At 44.3% G+C, this 15,380-nt stretch carries 15 protein-coding genes; 5 read left to right on the top strand and 10 right to left on the bottom strand.

The features are described from left to right. Positions 1-89: 89 nt before the first annotated feature. The gene (locus tag ACED60_RS09110) at positions 90-2,480 is read right to left on the bottom strand and encodes a YgiQ family radical SAM protein (RefSeq protein WP_371727365.1); all 2,391 of its coding nucleotides are present in this window, start codon (positions 2,478-2,480) and stop codon (positions 90-92) included. 237 nt (positions 2,481-2,717) lie between these two features. Between ACED60_RS09110 and ACED60_RS09115 the strand changes: the two genes are divergently transcribed. Next, positions 2,718-3,398 carry a hypothetical protein gene (locus ACED60_RS09115; RefSeq protein ID WP_017069996.1) on the top strand — a complete coding sequence of 227 codons (681 nt, stop codon included), beginning with the start codon at positions 2,718-2,720 and terminating at the stop codon, positions 3,396-3,398. A 132-nt stretch (positions 3,399-3,530) separates the two neighbouring features. After that, entirely contained in the window at positions 3,531-3,731 is a 201-nt protein-coding gene (locus ACED60_RS09120) for a DUF4250 domain-containing protein (RefSeq protein ID WP_004736508.1), read from the top strand. A gap of 139 nt (positions 3,732-3,870) precedes the next feature. Here ACED60_RS09120 and ACED60_RS09125 read toward each other — a convergent pair whose 3' ends face one another. Further along, positions 3,871-4,782 (bottom strand): LysR substrate-binding domain-containing protein, encoded by a 912-nt coding sequence (locus tag ACED60_RS09125; protein WP_050648528.1) that lies wholly within the window; start codon positions 4,780-4,782, stop codon positions 3,871-3,873. A gap of 280 nt (positions 4,783-5,062) precedes the next feature. Between ACED60_RS09125 and metE the strand changes: the two genes are divergently transcribed. Next, a complete protein-coding gene (gene metE, locus ACED60_RS09130; protein ID WP_371727366.1) occupies positions 5,063-7,426 on the top strand; it encodes a 5-methyltetrahydropteroyltriglutamate--homocysteine S-methyltransferase in 2,364 nt (787 codons plus the stop codon). 99 nt (positions 7,427-7,525) lie between these two features. Here the strand turns inward: metE and ACED60_RS09135 are convergent, their stop codons facing one another. The 6 genes from ACED60_RS09135 to ACED60_RS09160 form a co-directional block, all read right to left on the bottom strand. Then, complete coding sequence (locus tag ACED60_RS09135; protein WP_017062026.1) at positions 7,526-7,921, bottom strand: GspS/AspS pilotin family protein; 396 nt, start codon at positions 7,919-7,921, stop codon at positions 7,526-7,528. A gap of 1 nt (position 7,922) precedes the next feature. Continuing rightward, a complete protein-coding gene (locus ACED60_RS09140) occupies positions 7,923-8,219 on the bottom strand; it encodes a YciI family protein (RefSeq protein WP_004741234.1) in 297 nt (98 codons plus the stop codon). A gap of 195 nt (positions 8,220-8,414) precedes the next feature. Then, a complete protein-coding gene (gene yciA, locus ACED60_RS09145; RefSeq protein ID WP_017061510.1) occupies positions 8,415-8,813 on the bottom strand; it encodes an acyl-CoA thioester hydrolase YciA in 399 nt (132 codons plus the stop codon). 195 nt (positions 8,814-9,008) lie between these two features. Continuing rightward, positions 9,009-9,611, bottom strand: a complete 603-nt coding sequence (locus ACED60_RS09150) for a septation protein A (protein ID WP_371727367.1) — start codon at positions 9,609-9,611, stop codon at positions 9,009-9,011. Between the two features lie 146 nt (positions 9,612-9,757). Further along, entirely contained in the window at positions 9,758-10,006 is a 249-nt protein-coding gene (locus tag ACED60_RS09155; protein ID WP_004736516.1) for a hypothetical protein, read from the bottom strand. Positions 10,007-10,291: 285 nt separating this feature from the next. Next, entirely contained in the window at positions 10,292-11,179 is an 888-nt protein-coding gene (locus ACED60_RS09160) for a LysR substrate-binding domain-containing protein (RefSeq protein WP_371727369.1), read from the bottom strand. A 181-nt stretch (positions 11,180-11,360) separates the two neighbouring features. Here ACED60_RS09160 and hisC point away from each other — a divergent pair, with 181 nt between their 5' ends. Beyond that, positions 11,361-12,518 (top strand): histidinol-phosphate transaminase, encoded by a 1,158-nt coding sequence (hisC, locus tag ACED60_RS09165; protein WP_371727370.1) that lies wholly within the window; start codon positions 11,361-11,363, stop codon positions 12,516-12,518. A 10-nt stretch (positions 12,519-12,528) separates the two neighbouring features. Further along, the gene (locus ACED60_RS09170; RefSeq protein ID WP_032555229.1) at positions 12,529-13,302 is read left to right on the top strand and encodes an ABC transporter substrate-binding protein; all 774 of its coding nucleotides are present in this window, start codon (positions 12,529-12,531) and stop codon (positions 13,300-13,302) included. Positions 13,303-13,513: 211 nt separating this feature from the next. Here the strand turns inward: ACED60_RS09170 and ACED60_RS09175 are convergent, their stop codons facing one another. Both ACED60_RS09175 and ACED60_RS09180 read right to left on the bottom strand, forming a co-directional pair. Beyond that, positions 13,514-14,896 carry a hypothetical protein gene (locus ACED60_RS09175; protein ID WP_371727371.1) on the bottom strand — a complete coding sequence of 461 codons (1,383 nt, stop codon included), beginning with the start codon at positions 14,894-14,896 and terminating at the stop codon, positions 13,514-13,516. 19 nt (positions 14,897-14,915) lie between these two features. Continuing rightward, the gene (locus ACED60_RS09180; protein ID WP_041472770.1) at positions 14,916-15,188 is read right to left on the bottom strand and encodes a hypothetical protein; all 273 of its coding nucleotides are present in this window, start codon (positions 15,186-15,188) and stop codon (positions 14,916-14,918) included. Positions 15,189-15,380 lie beyond the last annotated feature (192 nt).

Here is a 15,380-nt window from a genome sequence, read left to right on the forward strand (position 1 = left end):
GGTAGTTCATTAGTAACAGGCACAAAAAAGCGCAGCTAAATAGCTGCGCTTTGTGTTTTTACGATAGCGAAGTCAATCGGTTCGCGATATTAGCGTTGTGCTGCACGCTGGCGGTTCTTGCCGTTAGCCGCAGGTTTGCCACCTTGACCATTGCCCGCTTTATTGCGGTTTGGTTTGCCGTTTCCGCCGCCATTACCTTGTGATTGCTGACCACCAGGTCCTTTCTTAATAAAGCCAGTCGCTGGTTTACGACCGTTGCCATTACCGCCACCTTGGTTAGCATTACCTTGGCTACCGTTGCCGTTACCAGTCGGCTTCTTGCCACCCGGTTTCTTACCAGAGTGGTTACGTGGGCTTTCGCCACCAAGACCTGGTTGAGATTTACTGTGCTTAGTCGCAAAGCGCTGCGAACCGTGACGACCAGATTTACGACGTTGTGCCGGTGTTTGTGCATCAAAGTCTTCTGCTGGTACTAGGCAGTTTGCTTTGTCACCAATTAGGTGCTGTTTACCCATGCTGATCAGCGCTTCACGGATGATTTTCCAGTTTTCAGGATCGTGGTAACGAAGCAGTGCTTTGTGCAGACGACGTTGACGATCACCTTTCGGTACAGGAACATCTTCACGCTTTTTATATTTCACGCGTTTCAGAGGGTTGGTCTCTGAGTAGTACATCGACGTTGCGTTACACATTGGTGATGGGTAGAAGTTCTGTACTTGGTCACACTCGTAGTTGTGCTTTTTCAGCCACATTGCAAGGTTAAGCATGTCTTCATCTTCTGTGCCCGGGTGAGCAGAGATGAAGTAAGGAATTAGATACTGTTTTTTACCGGCTTCAGCGCTGTACTTCTCGAACATCTCTTTGAAACGATCGTAAGTGCCCATGCCCGGCTTCATCATCAGGTCCAGTGGGCCTTTTTCAGTATGCTCTGGAGCAATCTTCAAGTAACCACCAACGTGGTGAGTCACAAGCTCACGAACGTATTCTGGAGATTCAATCGCTAAGTCGTAACGTACGCCAGAAGCGATCATTACTTTCTTGATGCCCGGAACCTTTCTCGCAGAGCGGTACAGGTCAATGGTGTGTTGATGGTCTGTGTTTAGCTTTTCACAGATTTTCGGGAACACACATGATGGACGACGACAGTTAATTTCTGCTTTAGGATCTGAACAACCTAAACGGTACATGTTCGCCGTTGGGCCGCCCAAGTCAGAAATAGTACCTGTGAAGCCTGGTACTTTATCTTTAATGTCTTCGATCTCATCCAAGATCGATTCTTTCGAACGGTTCTGAATGATACGACCTTCGTGCTCTGTGATTGAACAGAAAGAACAACCACCAAAACAACCACGCATGATGTTAACCGAGGTTTTGATCATGTCGTATGCTGGGATTTTCGCTTTGCCGTACATCGGGTGCGGAACACGCTTGTAAGCAAGGCCAAACACGTAGTCCATCTCTTCTGTAGTCAATGGAATTGGCGCTTGGTTAACCCATAGCTCGCGGTCACCGTGACGTTGAATCAGAGCACGACCTGAGTACGGGTTTGTCTCAAGGTGCAGAATACGGCTAGCGTGAGCGTAAAGAATACGGTCATTGTTTAGCTTTTCGTAACCTGGGATACGAACCGCTGTAGTTTTTGCATCGTGACGAGAAGGGCGAATAGTAATAGGTTGCGCTTTTACTTCTTCTTTTTCGTCTTTCTTGGTATCACACTGGGTTTCAACTTCGTACGGGTTAACCGGAACGTACGCTTTGTTCGGCTTTTCGATACGAGAAGAGTCAATGATCTTGAAGCCCTCTGGGGCCGCAGGAAGATTGATAGCAGTACCGCGGATATTGGTCAGCGTAGACATGTCTTCACCATCAGCAATGCGGTGTGCTACTTCAACCAGTGCACGCTCAGCGTTACCAAAAAGAAGAATGTCTGCTTTTGCATCAAACAATACAGAGCGACGAACTTTATCTGACCAGTAATCGTAGTGAGCCACACGACGTAAGCTCGCTTCAATACCACCAAGCACGATTGGCGTGCCTTTGTAAGCTTCACGACAGCGTTGAGAGTAAACCAGAGTTGCACGGTCAGGACGCTTGCCACCTTCATTGTTCGGAGTGTAAGCATCATCGTGACGTAATTTGCGATCAGAGGTGTAGCGGTTGATCATGGAGTCCATGTTACCCGCTGTGATGCCGAAGAATAGGTTAGGTTTACCTAGCTTCATGAAGGCATCTTTATTGTCCCACTTTGGTTGAGCAATAATGCCCACGCGGAAACCTTGAGCTTCAAGCAGACGGCCGATGATAGCCATACCAAAGCTCGGGTGATCAACATAAGCGTCACCAGTTACAATAATAATGTCACAGCTATCCCATCCAAGAGCATCCATCTCCTTTCTACTGGTAGGCAAAAAGGGTGCAGTTCCGTAGCACTCGGCCCAGTATTTTTTGTGTTCGTGAATAGGAGTGATATCGCTGTACATATTTCAACCTCTGATTTTTGAGGCGGGAATTATAGCGGCATGAGCCTAGACTAGCCAGTAGAACATGCCCCTGTTAGTTCTGGTGTCTTTCGTCTTTTTAAGGTAAATGGCGACAAAAGAGCCATACAACAGCATAGTTGAAGCCTTGAATAACGTCGCTAATTTGTGATTTTGATTAGTGTTCGCAGCAGTTTTTGATATTATTCGCGAAAATAAGTCTGAAGAAGTAGATCCACAATGGTCGAAACGTTATTAGTACAATTTGCTCCGATGCTTTTAGGAGCCCAACTGATCTTAACCCTCATCTTGGTGAAAGGGGATATTTGTCCGGGGCAGCGTGGCCGTATCCACAAGATGTTACCTGCGATTGGCGTACTGTGGCTTGCCGTCGCTTCAGTAAAAATTGAAGCCTTTCTGGTCGTGTTTGCGATATTTTATTTCTATTCTCAAGTTCAAACCAAGAAGACACGTGATTCTGGCCCTATTTGGGTGATGTACTTAGCTTGTGGCTTGGCATTGTCTTACGTGGCTATTCAAGCGACTGAACAAGCAACCACTGTCGGTATTATCACTACTGTATTACTAGTGGCTCTGTTAGGCTCAGCGTTTGGTCATTTGCTACTGACGATTGCAAGAACGCGCTTGCAGGCGTTTCACCGAGTTCTGCCCGTTGTTGGTGTGCTGACGGGGATGTTGGTGGTTTTGGCAACAGTCGTGAGTGTTTATTCTCTGTCTGAAGCTCAACTAGAGCCAGTGATTTCAACGCTACTGTTCAGCTTTGCTTTGCTAATCTCAGCTATCGTGGTGTGGTGTTGGCATTTACTGTTCGTTAAAACCCCGGAAAAACTGCAACTGACAATTTCGTTACTGATGTTATTGGCGGCAGCTGTGGGTTTAACGCCAGTGTGGGCACTTTAATCGCGCACTTTCATTAATTACGTACGCTCATTAATCACGCATTCTCTTTAAGAAGTGTGATCAGTTTTTTAGCATGGCGTTGGTAAGCGTTCTAAACTTAATTCTAGTCGGTGTGTTCGTAAGGAGTACGAGATGGATTTAAGCAACGTCAAAGGTTTCGATAGCATTATCTTGCTGGGAATCGTGAATGAAAAACTTCGCTTAGAGTGCGATAGCTTTGAAGAGCTGATCAGTATGTATGAAATGGATATAGAAAGTGTCGTGGGCAAGCTCGATATGCTTGGCTATCAATACGACCCATTGACTAACCAGTTTAAGTCTTATCCAAGATAGGCTATTTTCGCGAATCAACAGATATCGAAAATTATCGGTACTGAAACTAAAAAGTCACAGATTATCTGTGACTTTTTTTGTTTCTGGCGTTTGCCTATCCGATTTAACACAGGTTTAAGCTAGCCCAATAATGAACCTCTTAAACGACCTCAATACCATCTAAGTGACTCTTACTTTGCTGCCTTGCTGTGCTAAAGAAAGCCTGCAGGTAACGTTTGTCTTTTTCTGAGTTTCTTACCGCTGCAAACAGTCTTCTTGAAAGCCCTTTACCTAGCGGTTTGCTGGCTATCAAACCTTGTCTTGAGAACTCACTGATCGCCCAGTTTGGTAATGCCGCGACACCTAATCCTGCCGATACCATTTGCACCAACATCAAGGTGTTGTCTGCTTGTTTCCATTTCTTTGGTTCCACACCTGCTGGTTGCAAAAAGTGTTTCACGACGTCTAAACGCTGTTTTTGAACTGGATATGAGAGCATGGTGAGATCGCTAAGATCTTGCGGAACAATGCTCGCTTTATCGGCCAAAGGCGAGTTGATCGCGGTGATCAGGCGCATCTCAAAATCGAACAGCGGTTCGTAGTGAACTTCAGAACGAGGCTGTATATCTGAGGTGATCACCAAGTCCAATTCACCAGCCATTAATGCCGGTAGCGGTTCAAAACCAAAACCTGACGAGAAATCTAGGGTCACGCTTGGCCATGCAACTTGATATTCCTTCAAAGCGGGCATTAGCCATTGGAAGCATGAGTGACACTCAATCGCCATGTGCAATCGACCATTCACATCCTCTTTCAGGCTCGCCAACTCATTCTCTGCTTTAGCGATTCTTGGCTGTATCTCATCTGCGAGCTTAAGCAAGATCTCACCCTCAGAGGTGAATTTCACTGGCCTAGTTTTACGCAGGAAAAGCTGACCACCAATACGTGCCTCTAGGTCTTTCAACTGGTGAGACAGTGCCGACTGAGTCAGGTGAAGAGAGGTTGCAGTCGCGGTTAGTGAGCCGCTGTCTCTTAAGGTAGTCAATGTTCGAAGGTGTTTAAGCTCTATCATGAGTATTCCTCATATTCCCTAAGCCAATTCAATATTTCTTAATAATCACCCTACGGGGTTTTTTATCATTTGTAAACGTCTAGATGTCCAGATGGATTTGGTTTGTTCATCTTCAGTCTGTTCAAGATGAATGTTTTTAATAAACAAGATGAATATTTGGACGTTGTTCATCGTTCAGATTAGGTGGATAGTTTAGCCATCCAGACGCCTTTATGTGAAAGTAAAAACCATGACAGGCAGTCTGATCGGAAATTAAAATTATCGAATAAGGAACAGACTCATGACGACAACAACGCATATTCTTGGCTACCCACGTATCGGCGAAAAACGCGAACTTAAATTCACACTAGAGAAGTACTGGCGCGGCGAGATTGGTCAATCTGAGCTCAAGCAGCTCGGCAGCGAATTGAGAAATCGTAACTGGAATGTACAAGCCGACGCGAATCTAAGCTTTGCAACTGCGGGTGACTTCGCATGGTACGACCATGTTCTAACAACGACGTTACTTCTAGGCCATGTACCTAAGCGTCACGCTGGAGGATCAGAAGATGAAAAAGCCTTCCCAGATTTAGATACCTTGTTCCGCGTTGGTCGCGGTCAATCTCAAACACAAATACAATCTCAAAGGCAGCCAACTTGTTGTGGCGCTAAGCATGGCTCTGAAAGCGCTAAAGATGGTGCAGCAGCATCAGATATGACGAAGTGGTTCAACACTAACTACCACTACATTGTTCCTGAGTTCAGTAAAGACGACACCTTTGAAGTGAGCTGGCCGCAGCTGTTCGATGAAGTAAATGAAGCGATTAAAGCAGGACACAAAGTTAAGCCAGTTCTTCTCGGCCCGCTGTCTTACTTATATCTAGGCAAAGAAGTGGAAGAGGGCTTTGACCGTTTAACCTTGCTCCCACGTTTGCTTACTGCTTACCAAGCGATTCTGGCTAAACTTTCCAAGTTAGGTGTTGAGTGGGTGCAAATCGACGAACCTATCCTTTCTCTGGAACTTGAAAAACGGTGGTCTGATTCATTCAAGTTGGCTTATCAAGTGATTCAAGGCGATGTGAAACTGCTGCTTACCACTTACTTTGATTCTGTGACTGATACGTTAGACAAGATCGTGGAACTGCCCGTCAACGGCTTACACATCGATTTGGCTGCCGCACCGAAGCAACTCGATGAAGTGGTGAATAAGCTACCTGAAGATTGGGTGCTTTCTGCGGGCGCAATCAATGGACGCAATGTTTGGCGAGCTGACTTAGCCGCGCAGCTTGAGTTGCTGCAACCAGTGAAAGACAAGCTAGGCGATAAACTATGGGTCGCAAGTTCATGTTCACTGCTGCATAGCCCGGTTGACCTTGAGTTAGAAGAGACGCTTAGTGAAGAAGTGAAGAGTTGGTTTGCCTTTGCAAAACAGAAAGTGACCGAGGTGAGCTTGTTGGGTGCCGCGTTAGACGGCGACCAAAATGCCATTTTAGCGTGTGAGACGTACAGCCAACCTATTGTTGCACGTAAGAGCGCGACTCATGTGAACAAGCCGCAAGTTCAAGCTCGCATTAACACCATTACCAAAGCGCTAGCAGAGCGCACTGCTCTATACGCAGAGCGTGCCGCTCATCAGTCTGAGGTGTTGGGTTTACCACTATTGCCAACCACAACTATTGGTTCGTTCCCACAGACAGGCGAGATCCGTGTTCAACGTAGCGCTTACCGCACTGGCAAACTCAGTGAAGCGGAATACATTACCGCATTGAAAGGCCATATTGCGGATGCTGTTAAGCGCCAAGAAGCCTTAGATTTGGATGTGCTGGTTCACGGCGAAGCCGAGCGCAATGACATGGTGGAATACTTTGCTGAAAATCTAGCAGGCTTCCAAACCACTAAGTTTGGTTGGGTACAAAGCTACGGTTCTCGCTGCGTGAAACCAGCGATTGTGGTCGCGGATATTGAACGAGAAAAACCAATGACGGTGGAATGGTCGACCTATGCCCAATCTCTGACTTCGAAGCAGATGAAAGGGATGCTTACTGGGCCAGTGACTATCTTATGTTGGACATTCCCACGTGAAGACATCTCCCGTAAAGAGATCACTAATCAACTGGCGTTTGCTCTACGTGATGAAGTGTCTGATTTACAAGACGCGGGCATCAACATTATCCAAATTGATGAACCTGCCATCCGTGAAGGTTTACCACTGAAAAAGCGTGACCACGCAGAATACCTAGAGTGGGCGGTCGATGCCTTTAAGATCTCAGCGGCGAGTGCGAAACCAGAAACTCAAATCCATACCCATATGTGTTACAGCGAGTTCAACGAGATCATTGATTCAGTAGCCGCGCTAGATGCCGATGTGATTACTATTGAGACTTCTCGCTCGAACATGGAACTGCTGAAAGCATTTGAAGAGTTCAACTACCCGAATGCGATTGGGCCTGGCGTTTACGACATTCACTCACCAAACATCCCTTCAGAAGAGTGGATTGTTGATTTACTTAAGAAAGCGGCAGAGAAAATTCCAGCAGAACGTTTGTGGGCAAACCCTGATTGTGGGCTGAAGACGCGTAATTGGGCAGAGACGGAAGCGGCGCTGACTAACTTAGTTTCGGCAACTAAAGCACTGCGTAAAGAGTGGGAATCAGCCGAGGCATAATTCAGTCTAGGATTTTGATTGCTCCACTAATCTACGATGAACCACAACAAAGGCCTCGCAAATGCGAGGCCTTCTGGTTTTATACTTGTTCGATCGAATCTAGCTGCTGCTCTGACACGTCTCTTTGCTGATCAACTTCTCAACCATCAGTTGTCCGCGAGTGTTGCGAATCTTGATGTTGTAAGCCAAGCCCATATCGAGGTTTGCTCTTACTTCAGAGTTGGTGCAGTAGCTATTCACACTCATGTCTACAACTTGGTTTAAAGGCTTAGCACCTTTAGCGTCTTGGTTGTAGATCATCATGATTTCGATAACCGTGTTTTTTGCTAGCACGCGCATGACCGACAGTGGGCCATACTCAATCGGCAGGCCTGCAGATAAAACGCCAGCTCGGTGCTGCGCCATCATCTCTAGCTGTCTTTGTTCGTCTTGCTCACTTGAAGCACAGCCTGCAAGCAAAGCTAAAGCCAGTGAGCCAATAATCCATTTTTTCACGTTAAAATACTTTCTTGAATGGTTTTACAATCACATTTTGGTAAACGCCAGCATCAATGTACGGGTCAGCGTCTGCCCATGCTTGTGCATCTTCCAAAGAGTTAAATTCAGCAATCACAGTTGAACCTGTAAAGCCCGCTTCGCCAGGGTTATCTGAGTCAATAGCTGGCATTGGACCCGCTGTTAACAGTCGGCCTTCATCGTGAAGTGTTTGTAGGCGTTCTAGATGTTGTGGGCGAACACTTAGGCGTTTTTCTAATGAATTTTCGACGTCTTGAGAAAAAATCACGTACCACATATTGAGATATCCTTATTTTACTTCACTAAATTGAGGGCGTTTAAATTCGCTATCTTGCTAATTTACGCGAACTAATTGGTATTGGAAGAGCTAATGATAAGAAATTGTGAAATGGTGCGAGAGAGTTGTATGGTCTTTAGTAATTTCATTTATAAAAACTAAAGACCATCGATGCCACACGCTTAATATAAGGTGTTATTTGTTGATTGGGCGAGGCTTCCCACTTTCATCAACCGCAACGTAGTTGAATGTCGCGCCACATACCTTGTAGCGGTCACCAATACCGTGGTCAAGTACAGGCTTAACCCACACTTCTAGGTCGATATTCATCGAGCTGCGACCAATCTTAGTGCAGTCACCGTAAACGCACACAACATCACCCACAGAAACCGGCTGTTTGAACTCGATACTCGATACTGAAACCGTGACTATCTTGCCGTTAGAGATCTCTTTCGCCAGTATCCCGCCAGCAAGGTCGAGCTGAGACATTATCCAACCACCGAAAATCTGGCCTGCTGCATTGGTATCAGAAGGCATCGCCAAAGTGCGAAGAAGTAAAGAACCAATCGGGTTCAAAGTTGATTGAATAGTCATTGTTGTACTCTTAATGGTATTGATTGTTTTAAATTTAAATAGATGTGTTTGCGGGGCTCGTGGTGGTCGTATTTTTAACGTATTCACCGAACACAAACAATCAGTGGCCAATGATCACGAGTATCATTGGCCACTGTTAAATAGCATATTGATAATAATTGTATCAAAAAGGGGATGAGGACTCATCCCTTAGGGTTACTTCTCGTCGGTATTTTTATCCGTTAACTCTTTCTGCTGGTCTTTTTGTAGATGCTGGTCTTTTGGCAAATGCTGATCTTTTGGTAGATGCTTGTAGATATAGACACCCGTTAGCAAGGTAAATGCAAAAGTAGCGATCAGTAAGCCAAACACTTTGAAGTTTACCCAGACATCCAAGGGTAGGCTGAAAGCAACGTAAACGTTGAGAATGGCACATAGAGTAAAGAACAAAGTCCAAGCCCAGTTGATCTTGCTCCATACCGTATCAGGCAGTGTGATCTCTTTACCCAGCATGCCTTTAATCGCTGACTTGCCCATCAAGTGACTGACGGTCAGGCCGATAGCGAACAATGCATAAACGATGGTTACTTTCCATTTAATGAAGTTGTCATCGTGCAAGAAAATGGTCATGCCACCAAATACGGCAACCATCAGAAATGTGATGATCTGCATTTTCTCTACTTTCTTGTAGATGACGTATGTCAAAACGATTTGTACTGCGGAAGCAACAATCAATGCACCTGTAGCCGTGTAGATGTCATACATCTTATACAGCGCAAAGAAAATAATGAGAGGAATGAAATCAAGGATTTGCTTCATGTGGCACTGACTGTCCAGTTAGTTGAGTTGCAGACAGTCTAACCAAAACTGTCTCGATGCTAAATAGCCCGAGACAATTGGGTGCTAATTAATTCCATGTAAATGCTTTATCTAGTCGGATCTTTTCATCATCGAGTTGGATAACGTTATCGCATTGATGTGGTTTGGTAGCGAGGTATTAGCTTCTTGATATCTTCAAGGTAACCTTCGCTCTTTAAGCTGTCTAAGGTGTTTTCGAGCTCTTGCTCACTCATGGCAAAACACGTCGATTTGCCTGTCGTTAGGTCGAGATACTCGTGATATTCACGCTCTGTGAAGTGGCCAATTCTGTCCATTAATAAGGTTTTAATTCCATGGTGAATCAAGCCGTAATACGTATGTCTTTGTAAGGTCATAGCCTATCCTCCGTGACAAGCTGCAGTGAAACTGTTGCAACCTGCTGTATATTGGTTGGGTTATCTATGACAAAGCAATTCGAATGCCATTTTCTCTAATTGAACGGAACATTTTCCCTACCAAATAGAATTGAACTTCTTTTCAAATAGTTAAAGCAAGGTACGTTCTATTCTCTGACAACCAATACGTAACAGACATAAAATAGTTTCATTTTGAGAATGGTGAATTTCTCATTATGACGTACTACTGCCGATTATAGTGGAGCCTACCAACGATGATTGCCGCTAATCGACGAGCCAATCAACCAGCGTAGATAAGGATGTATTTTGTCGATTCTTAGGCTGCAGCAAGAAGTAACCATTTCCAGAAAAGACACTGCCTTCACTCACTTTCACCAACCTGCCCAAATCAATATCTTGCTTAGCCAGCGTGATATCGCCTATGGCAATGCCAAACCCTTGAATGGCTGCGTTCATCGCTTGATCGAGTGTCGCGAATTGTTGGTTGTTCTTGCTTGAAAGGTCGTGGCTGCCTATGTGTTCCAACCAAAGCCGCCAATCAATCTGCTCATTGTTGGCGTGCAACCAAGTGTATTGGGCGAGCTGATGTGGCTTGATGATGGTCGACGCGTCGTTGACAAGATGGCTTTGCGTAATGCTTTGCGCTTGGCAAACGGGCGCTAGCTGCTCGTTAAACAATAACTGGCTGATAATCGATTGCTGGTTTGGCTTCTTACCATAGGTAATTACGGCATCAAACGGGTCAAAGCTTGGTTCGAAGACGTGCTTGATGGTCGACGTGAGTTCGACATCAATTTCAGGATAGGCTTGCTGAAAAGACATCAACTTAGGCAGTAGCCAAGAGGTGATACAACTTGGTGCGTTGAGCTTGATCTTCGATGGAGAGCTGGCAATTTGATTTAACGCCGATTGCAGTTGTTGGATGGTATCTTGAATCAGCGGAACCAGTTCTTCTCCCTTAGGTGTTAATGACAACCCGCGAGCATGTCGGTAGAAAAGATCGCAGCCAAGACTTTCTTCAAACGACAATACCTGACGACTCACTGCACCTTGCGTAACATTGAGCTCATGTGCCGCGCGCGTAAAGTTGAGATGCCTTGCCGTAGGCAAAAACGCGAGCAAGGTTTTGGTTGAAGGAAGTGTGCGATTCATATCTTTACCTATGAGTTTTTATCATGGCTATTATGTGATTATTTCGATTCATTTATCAATGGTGTTCTGTTTGAATGTAAATACTTAATCATCATTTGTGATTCAATATGTGTATAAGTCACATTTTTTGAATATGAAGGCAATGATGAAGACATTGTGATTTTTTGAAAGGGATAGCTTCTTGACATCTTTTATTGATAGCTTAGTGCCTCAGGCTGTAAAAAAATTAATACCTTATCAATCGGCAAGAAGAATTGGTGGTGATGGACGTGTCTGGCTAAACGCTAATGAATTGGAAAGCCCGCTGTTTCAAGGAGAAGCAAGTCACAACCGATACCCGGACTTCTTACCACAAGATATTGCTAAGGCTTACCAAGATTACTGTGGCACTGATGCCGCGACGGTTGCTGTCCGTGGTGCAGATGAAGCGATTGATTTGCTGATCAGAACATTCTGTAAACCGGCGAGCGATAACATACTTATCTGTTCTCCAACGTATGCGATGTATGAGTTTTGCGCCGATGCATTGGCGATTAATACCTTAGACTCTCCATTGCAGGAAGACTTCAGCCTTAATGTTGCTGATATCGTGAATAAAGCGGAATTGGCTAATATCGTGTTTCTTTGCTCACCAAACAACCCTACGGGCAATGTGATCCCTAAATTGGATTTGATTCAGGTACTGGAAGGCACGATTGGCAAGTCGCTAGTGGTAGTCGATGAAGCGTATATCGAATTTGAACCACAAACGTCAGCGGTGAGCCTTATTGCGCGTTATCCGCATTTGGTTGTGATTCGCACCTTGTCTAAGGCGTTTGGGTTGGCTGCGGTTCGTTGTGGCTTTATCTTAGCGAGTCAAAATGTGATGCAGTATGTCGCGAAGTTGATTCCACCTTATCCGATGCCAGATTGCTCATCTCAAATTGTACTAGACGCATTGTCTGATGAACGAATTGCGTTGATGGAAAGCGCGACGTTAAAGTTGGTCGAATTGCGTAATCGGTTTGCTTGTGAGCTAACGCGGTTTGAATTTATAGAACAGGTTTATCCGTCATCGACCAATTTCGTTTTGCTACGTCAAAAACCGGGGCACCATGTGTTTAGCGTATTGGCGAAGGATGGCATTGTGACAAGGAACCAAAACCACGAACCTGCTTTGCGTAACTGTGTACGAATCAGTATTGGTAGCCAAGAGAGCATGCTAGAAGTGATAACGTCACTAACACGCTACCAAACCGAGCTGCAACAGAATCAACAAGATCAGCAGAAGCGACAGGAGCAACAAGAACAATATATAGAAACTCAAACTCAAACTCAACTCGATAAAGATCATATCTAGGATGGCAATGATGAAAAAGATAATACTAGGACTCGCTTGTGCGGCCGCTTTACTTGGTACAACGGTACAGGCGAAAGAAATCCGTTTGGCGTCAGACTTTACGTATCCGCCATTCAACTATAAAAACAGTGACGGTGTGCCTGTCGGGTTTGATATTGAGATAGCTGATGCACTGTGTGAGCAAGCCAAACTCGATTGTACTTGGGTTTCACAAAGCTGGGACTCGCTAATTCCAAGCTTATTGGCAAGAAAGTCAGATGTGATTATGGCTTCGATGCGCATTACTGAAGAGCGTAAGCGTAAAATCTTATTTACTGATAAGTACTACCAAACACCAGCCGTGTTTGTTGCTGCTAAAAGCGCGGAGTTCAGCGTTGATGAGGCTGGCTTAACGGGCAAAACCATCGGTGTTCAGCAAGGTACGATTCACGATCGCTACGTAACGGATAAGTTTGGCAGTGTTGCCAACATTAAGCGTTACACAGGGCAAGATGAAGTGTATCTGGATCTGCAAAACGGCCGTTTAGATCTAACCTTCGGCAACTCAGACCAACTGTCATTGGCTTTCTTAGACAAGAAAGAAGGTGAGGGTTTTGAGTTCAAAGGCAAAGCAGTTACCGACAAAGCCTACATTGGCGAAGGTACGGCGTTAGCACTAAGAAAGCAGGATTCAAAACTGGCGAAACAATTCAATGCCGCGATTGAAGAGATCAGAGCAAACGGTACTTACGACAAGATCGCCGCTAAGTACTTTACGTTTGATATCTATGGCGCTGATTTGTAATTCGTCTAGCATCTGAAAGTAGAACACAAATAAAAATCCGAGAGCTGTGAGGCTCTCGGATTTTTATTGGCTCCAAAAGACCATTGCTTAAGTGTTTAGGTGTGTAGTTGGGAAGGGGAGAAGAGACGCACAAAAAAGCCACTCATTAGAGTGGCTTGGTGCAAGGACATAAAGGCAGTGTCTTGCGATTAATCGTAATCAGATGATCTGATTAGTATATTTTATTCCAATCAGCAAGAGTCACATCGCTATTGTCGTAATTGATAGCTTCTGCTGTAACCTTAGATATCTCATTTAATAATTGAATATCTTCTGCGTCCGTCACAGTTACTGGATCTACAGTTACTGGATCTACAATGACTGAATTGTCACTTTGTTTCTGCAAGGCGTAAGAACTACTGGTTAGCGTTGTTTCAAGCTCCGAAATAGAAAAAATGTTGTTTTGATTGAGCGAGTCCGCAAGGGAAAATTCACCTACTAGGTTTGTTGCTTTTAGCTGTTCTGCGTTGAATTTAACGCCACTATTCCCATCATAGTAATAACGACCATGAACCAAAGAGTCTTCGAATTTAAACGCATCAATGAACAATGAGGTTGCAACATTTGGGGTCGCAGGGTCCAAGTTTACTTGAACAAAATATTCAGCTTCGGTGGATGTTTCGCTCACAAAGCCTGGAATTAGCTTACCACCGGATACAACAGCACTCGAAGCAAGTGATACTTGATTACTGCCGAATTCAGAGCGACTTTCAACCTTAAATTTCTCGTTATCACTATTACAATCCTTGCATACTACATTCGTAAACTTTGAATACGCTTGGTTAGGATCTATCGAGTTTTTCATAACTTGAGTACGTCTAAATAGACCAGTCCCAGGAGTGTCATCACTTGATTCCTGATAGAAAGTAAAAGACTCAAATTGCTCTTCGGGCTCGTCACTGAAATTATAACTGTTTTCAAGAATGTAGACCAGTTCACCACCGGTATTACCTACATTAGAGCTGTAAGCAATCACTTCGGAAGGGATAGAAGATTCAAACTCTGATTTCGTTGTGCTCTTACTTAATTTCACTGCCCAGTCATTTGGATCTTGGCAATTGCCCTTAGATGCGAAATAGATAATTGATACGGGGAGCGTTGTGATACCATTTTTTGTGCCGTATTGATCGACAACATAATCAATACCCGGCCAGTTTTTCGCTTCTATGTTTTCTGCAATACAGAAATCCATTACCTCTTTATCGACACCTTTTGTTTTAGGGTTTTTCTTCAAATAGTCGACCACAAAACCAACTTCTTGAGAAGCGTCAATCAGTTCTTGCCTTGTTTCCAATGGAAGTTGAGTATTTTGAGATCCTGTAACTAAAGATGTTAGCAATCCACTTGGTGATGTTTTTAGTTGCGTAGCATTTGTCGCATCCATATATAGTGCAGCTGAGTCAAAAAATGACGCTTTAAGCTTAGTTGTAATCATCTCATCTATGCTACTACGCATGTTCTGACCTACCTCATGAGCACCGTTATAGTTGGCGTTAGCGATAGATGAAGAGAGCAAGCCTATACAAATGGTTGAAGCTAAAACTGTTTTTTTCATAATGCTAATCCTTCAATATCTATTGTTTAACTTGACTGAATTTAGTCGGTGTGGAAATAGATAGACTCGTCTTGCCTACAGGCAAATTCATAATCGTATCAACGCCTTCAGAGCTCAGTTTTTTTGATTGCAAATCTACCTTGTTCAGTTTTTGGTTTAGAGTAGATTTTGTCGCGGTCACTTGCTGGGTTTTAGGCTTTGAAGTAGTGGTTGATTTTTTAGAACTATCCCCTCCACAACCTATCAAAGCTATGGGTAGTATAATTGCGCTGATTTGTAGGAATTTAATCATAGTTATGGAACCTCATCTAATATCGGTGAGATCAACCCAGTAGCTGATCTTGTTATTAAGCTTTGTATCAACTGCTTACATTTCTATTTATAATTGAACCTACTTAAGCTGAGCAATCGATTGCGTTGAACGAAAGTTACTTTTTGTTCAGTGCAAATTGGTGAGTTGATACGGTTAATACGATATAAGGTG

It is taken from the genome of Vibrio sp. 1F279 (assembly GCF_041439815.1).
In the GTDB taxonomy this organism is placed as follows: domain Bacteria; phylum Pseudomonadota; class Gammaproteobacteria; order Enterobacterales; family Vibrionaceae; genus Vibrio; species Vibrio tasmaniensis_A.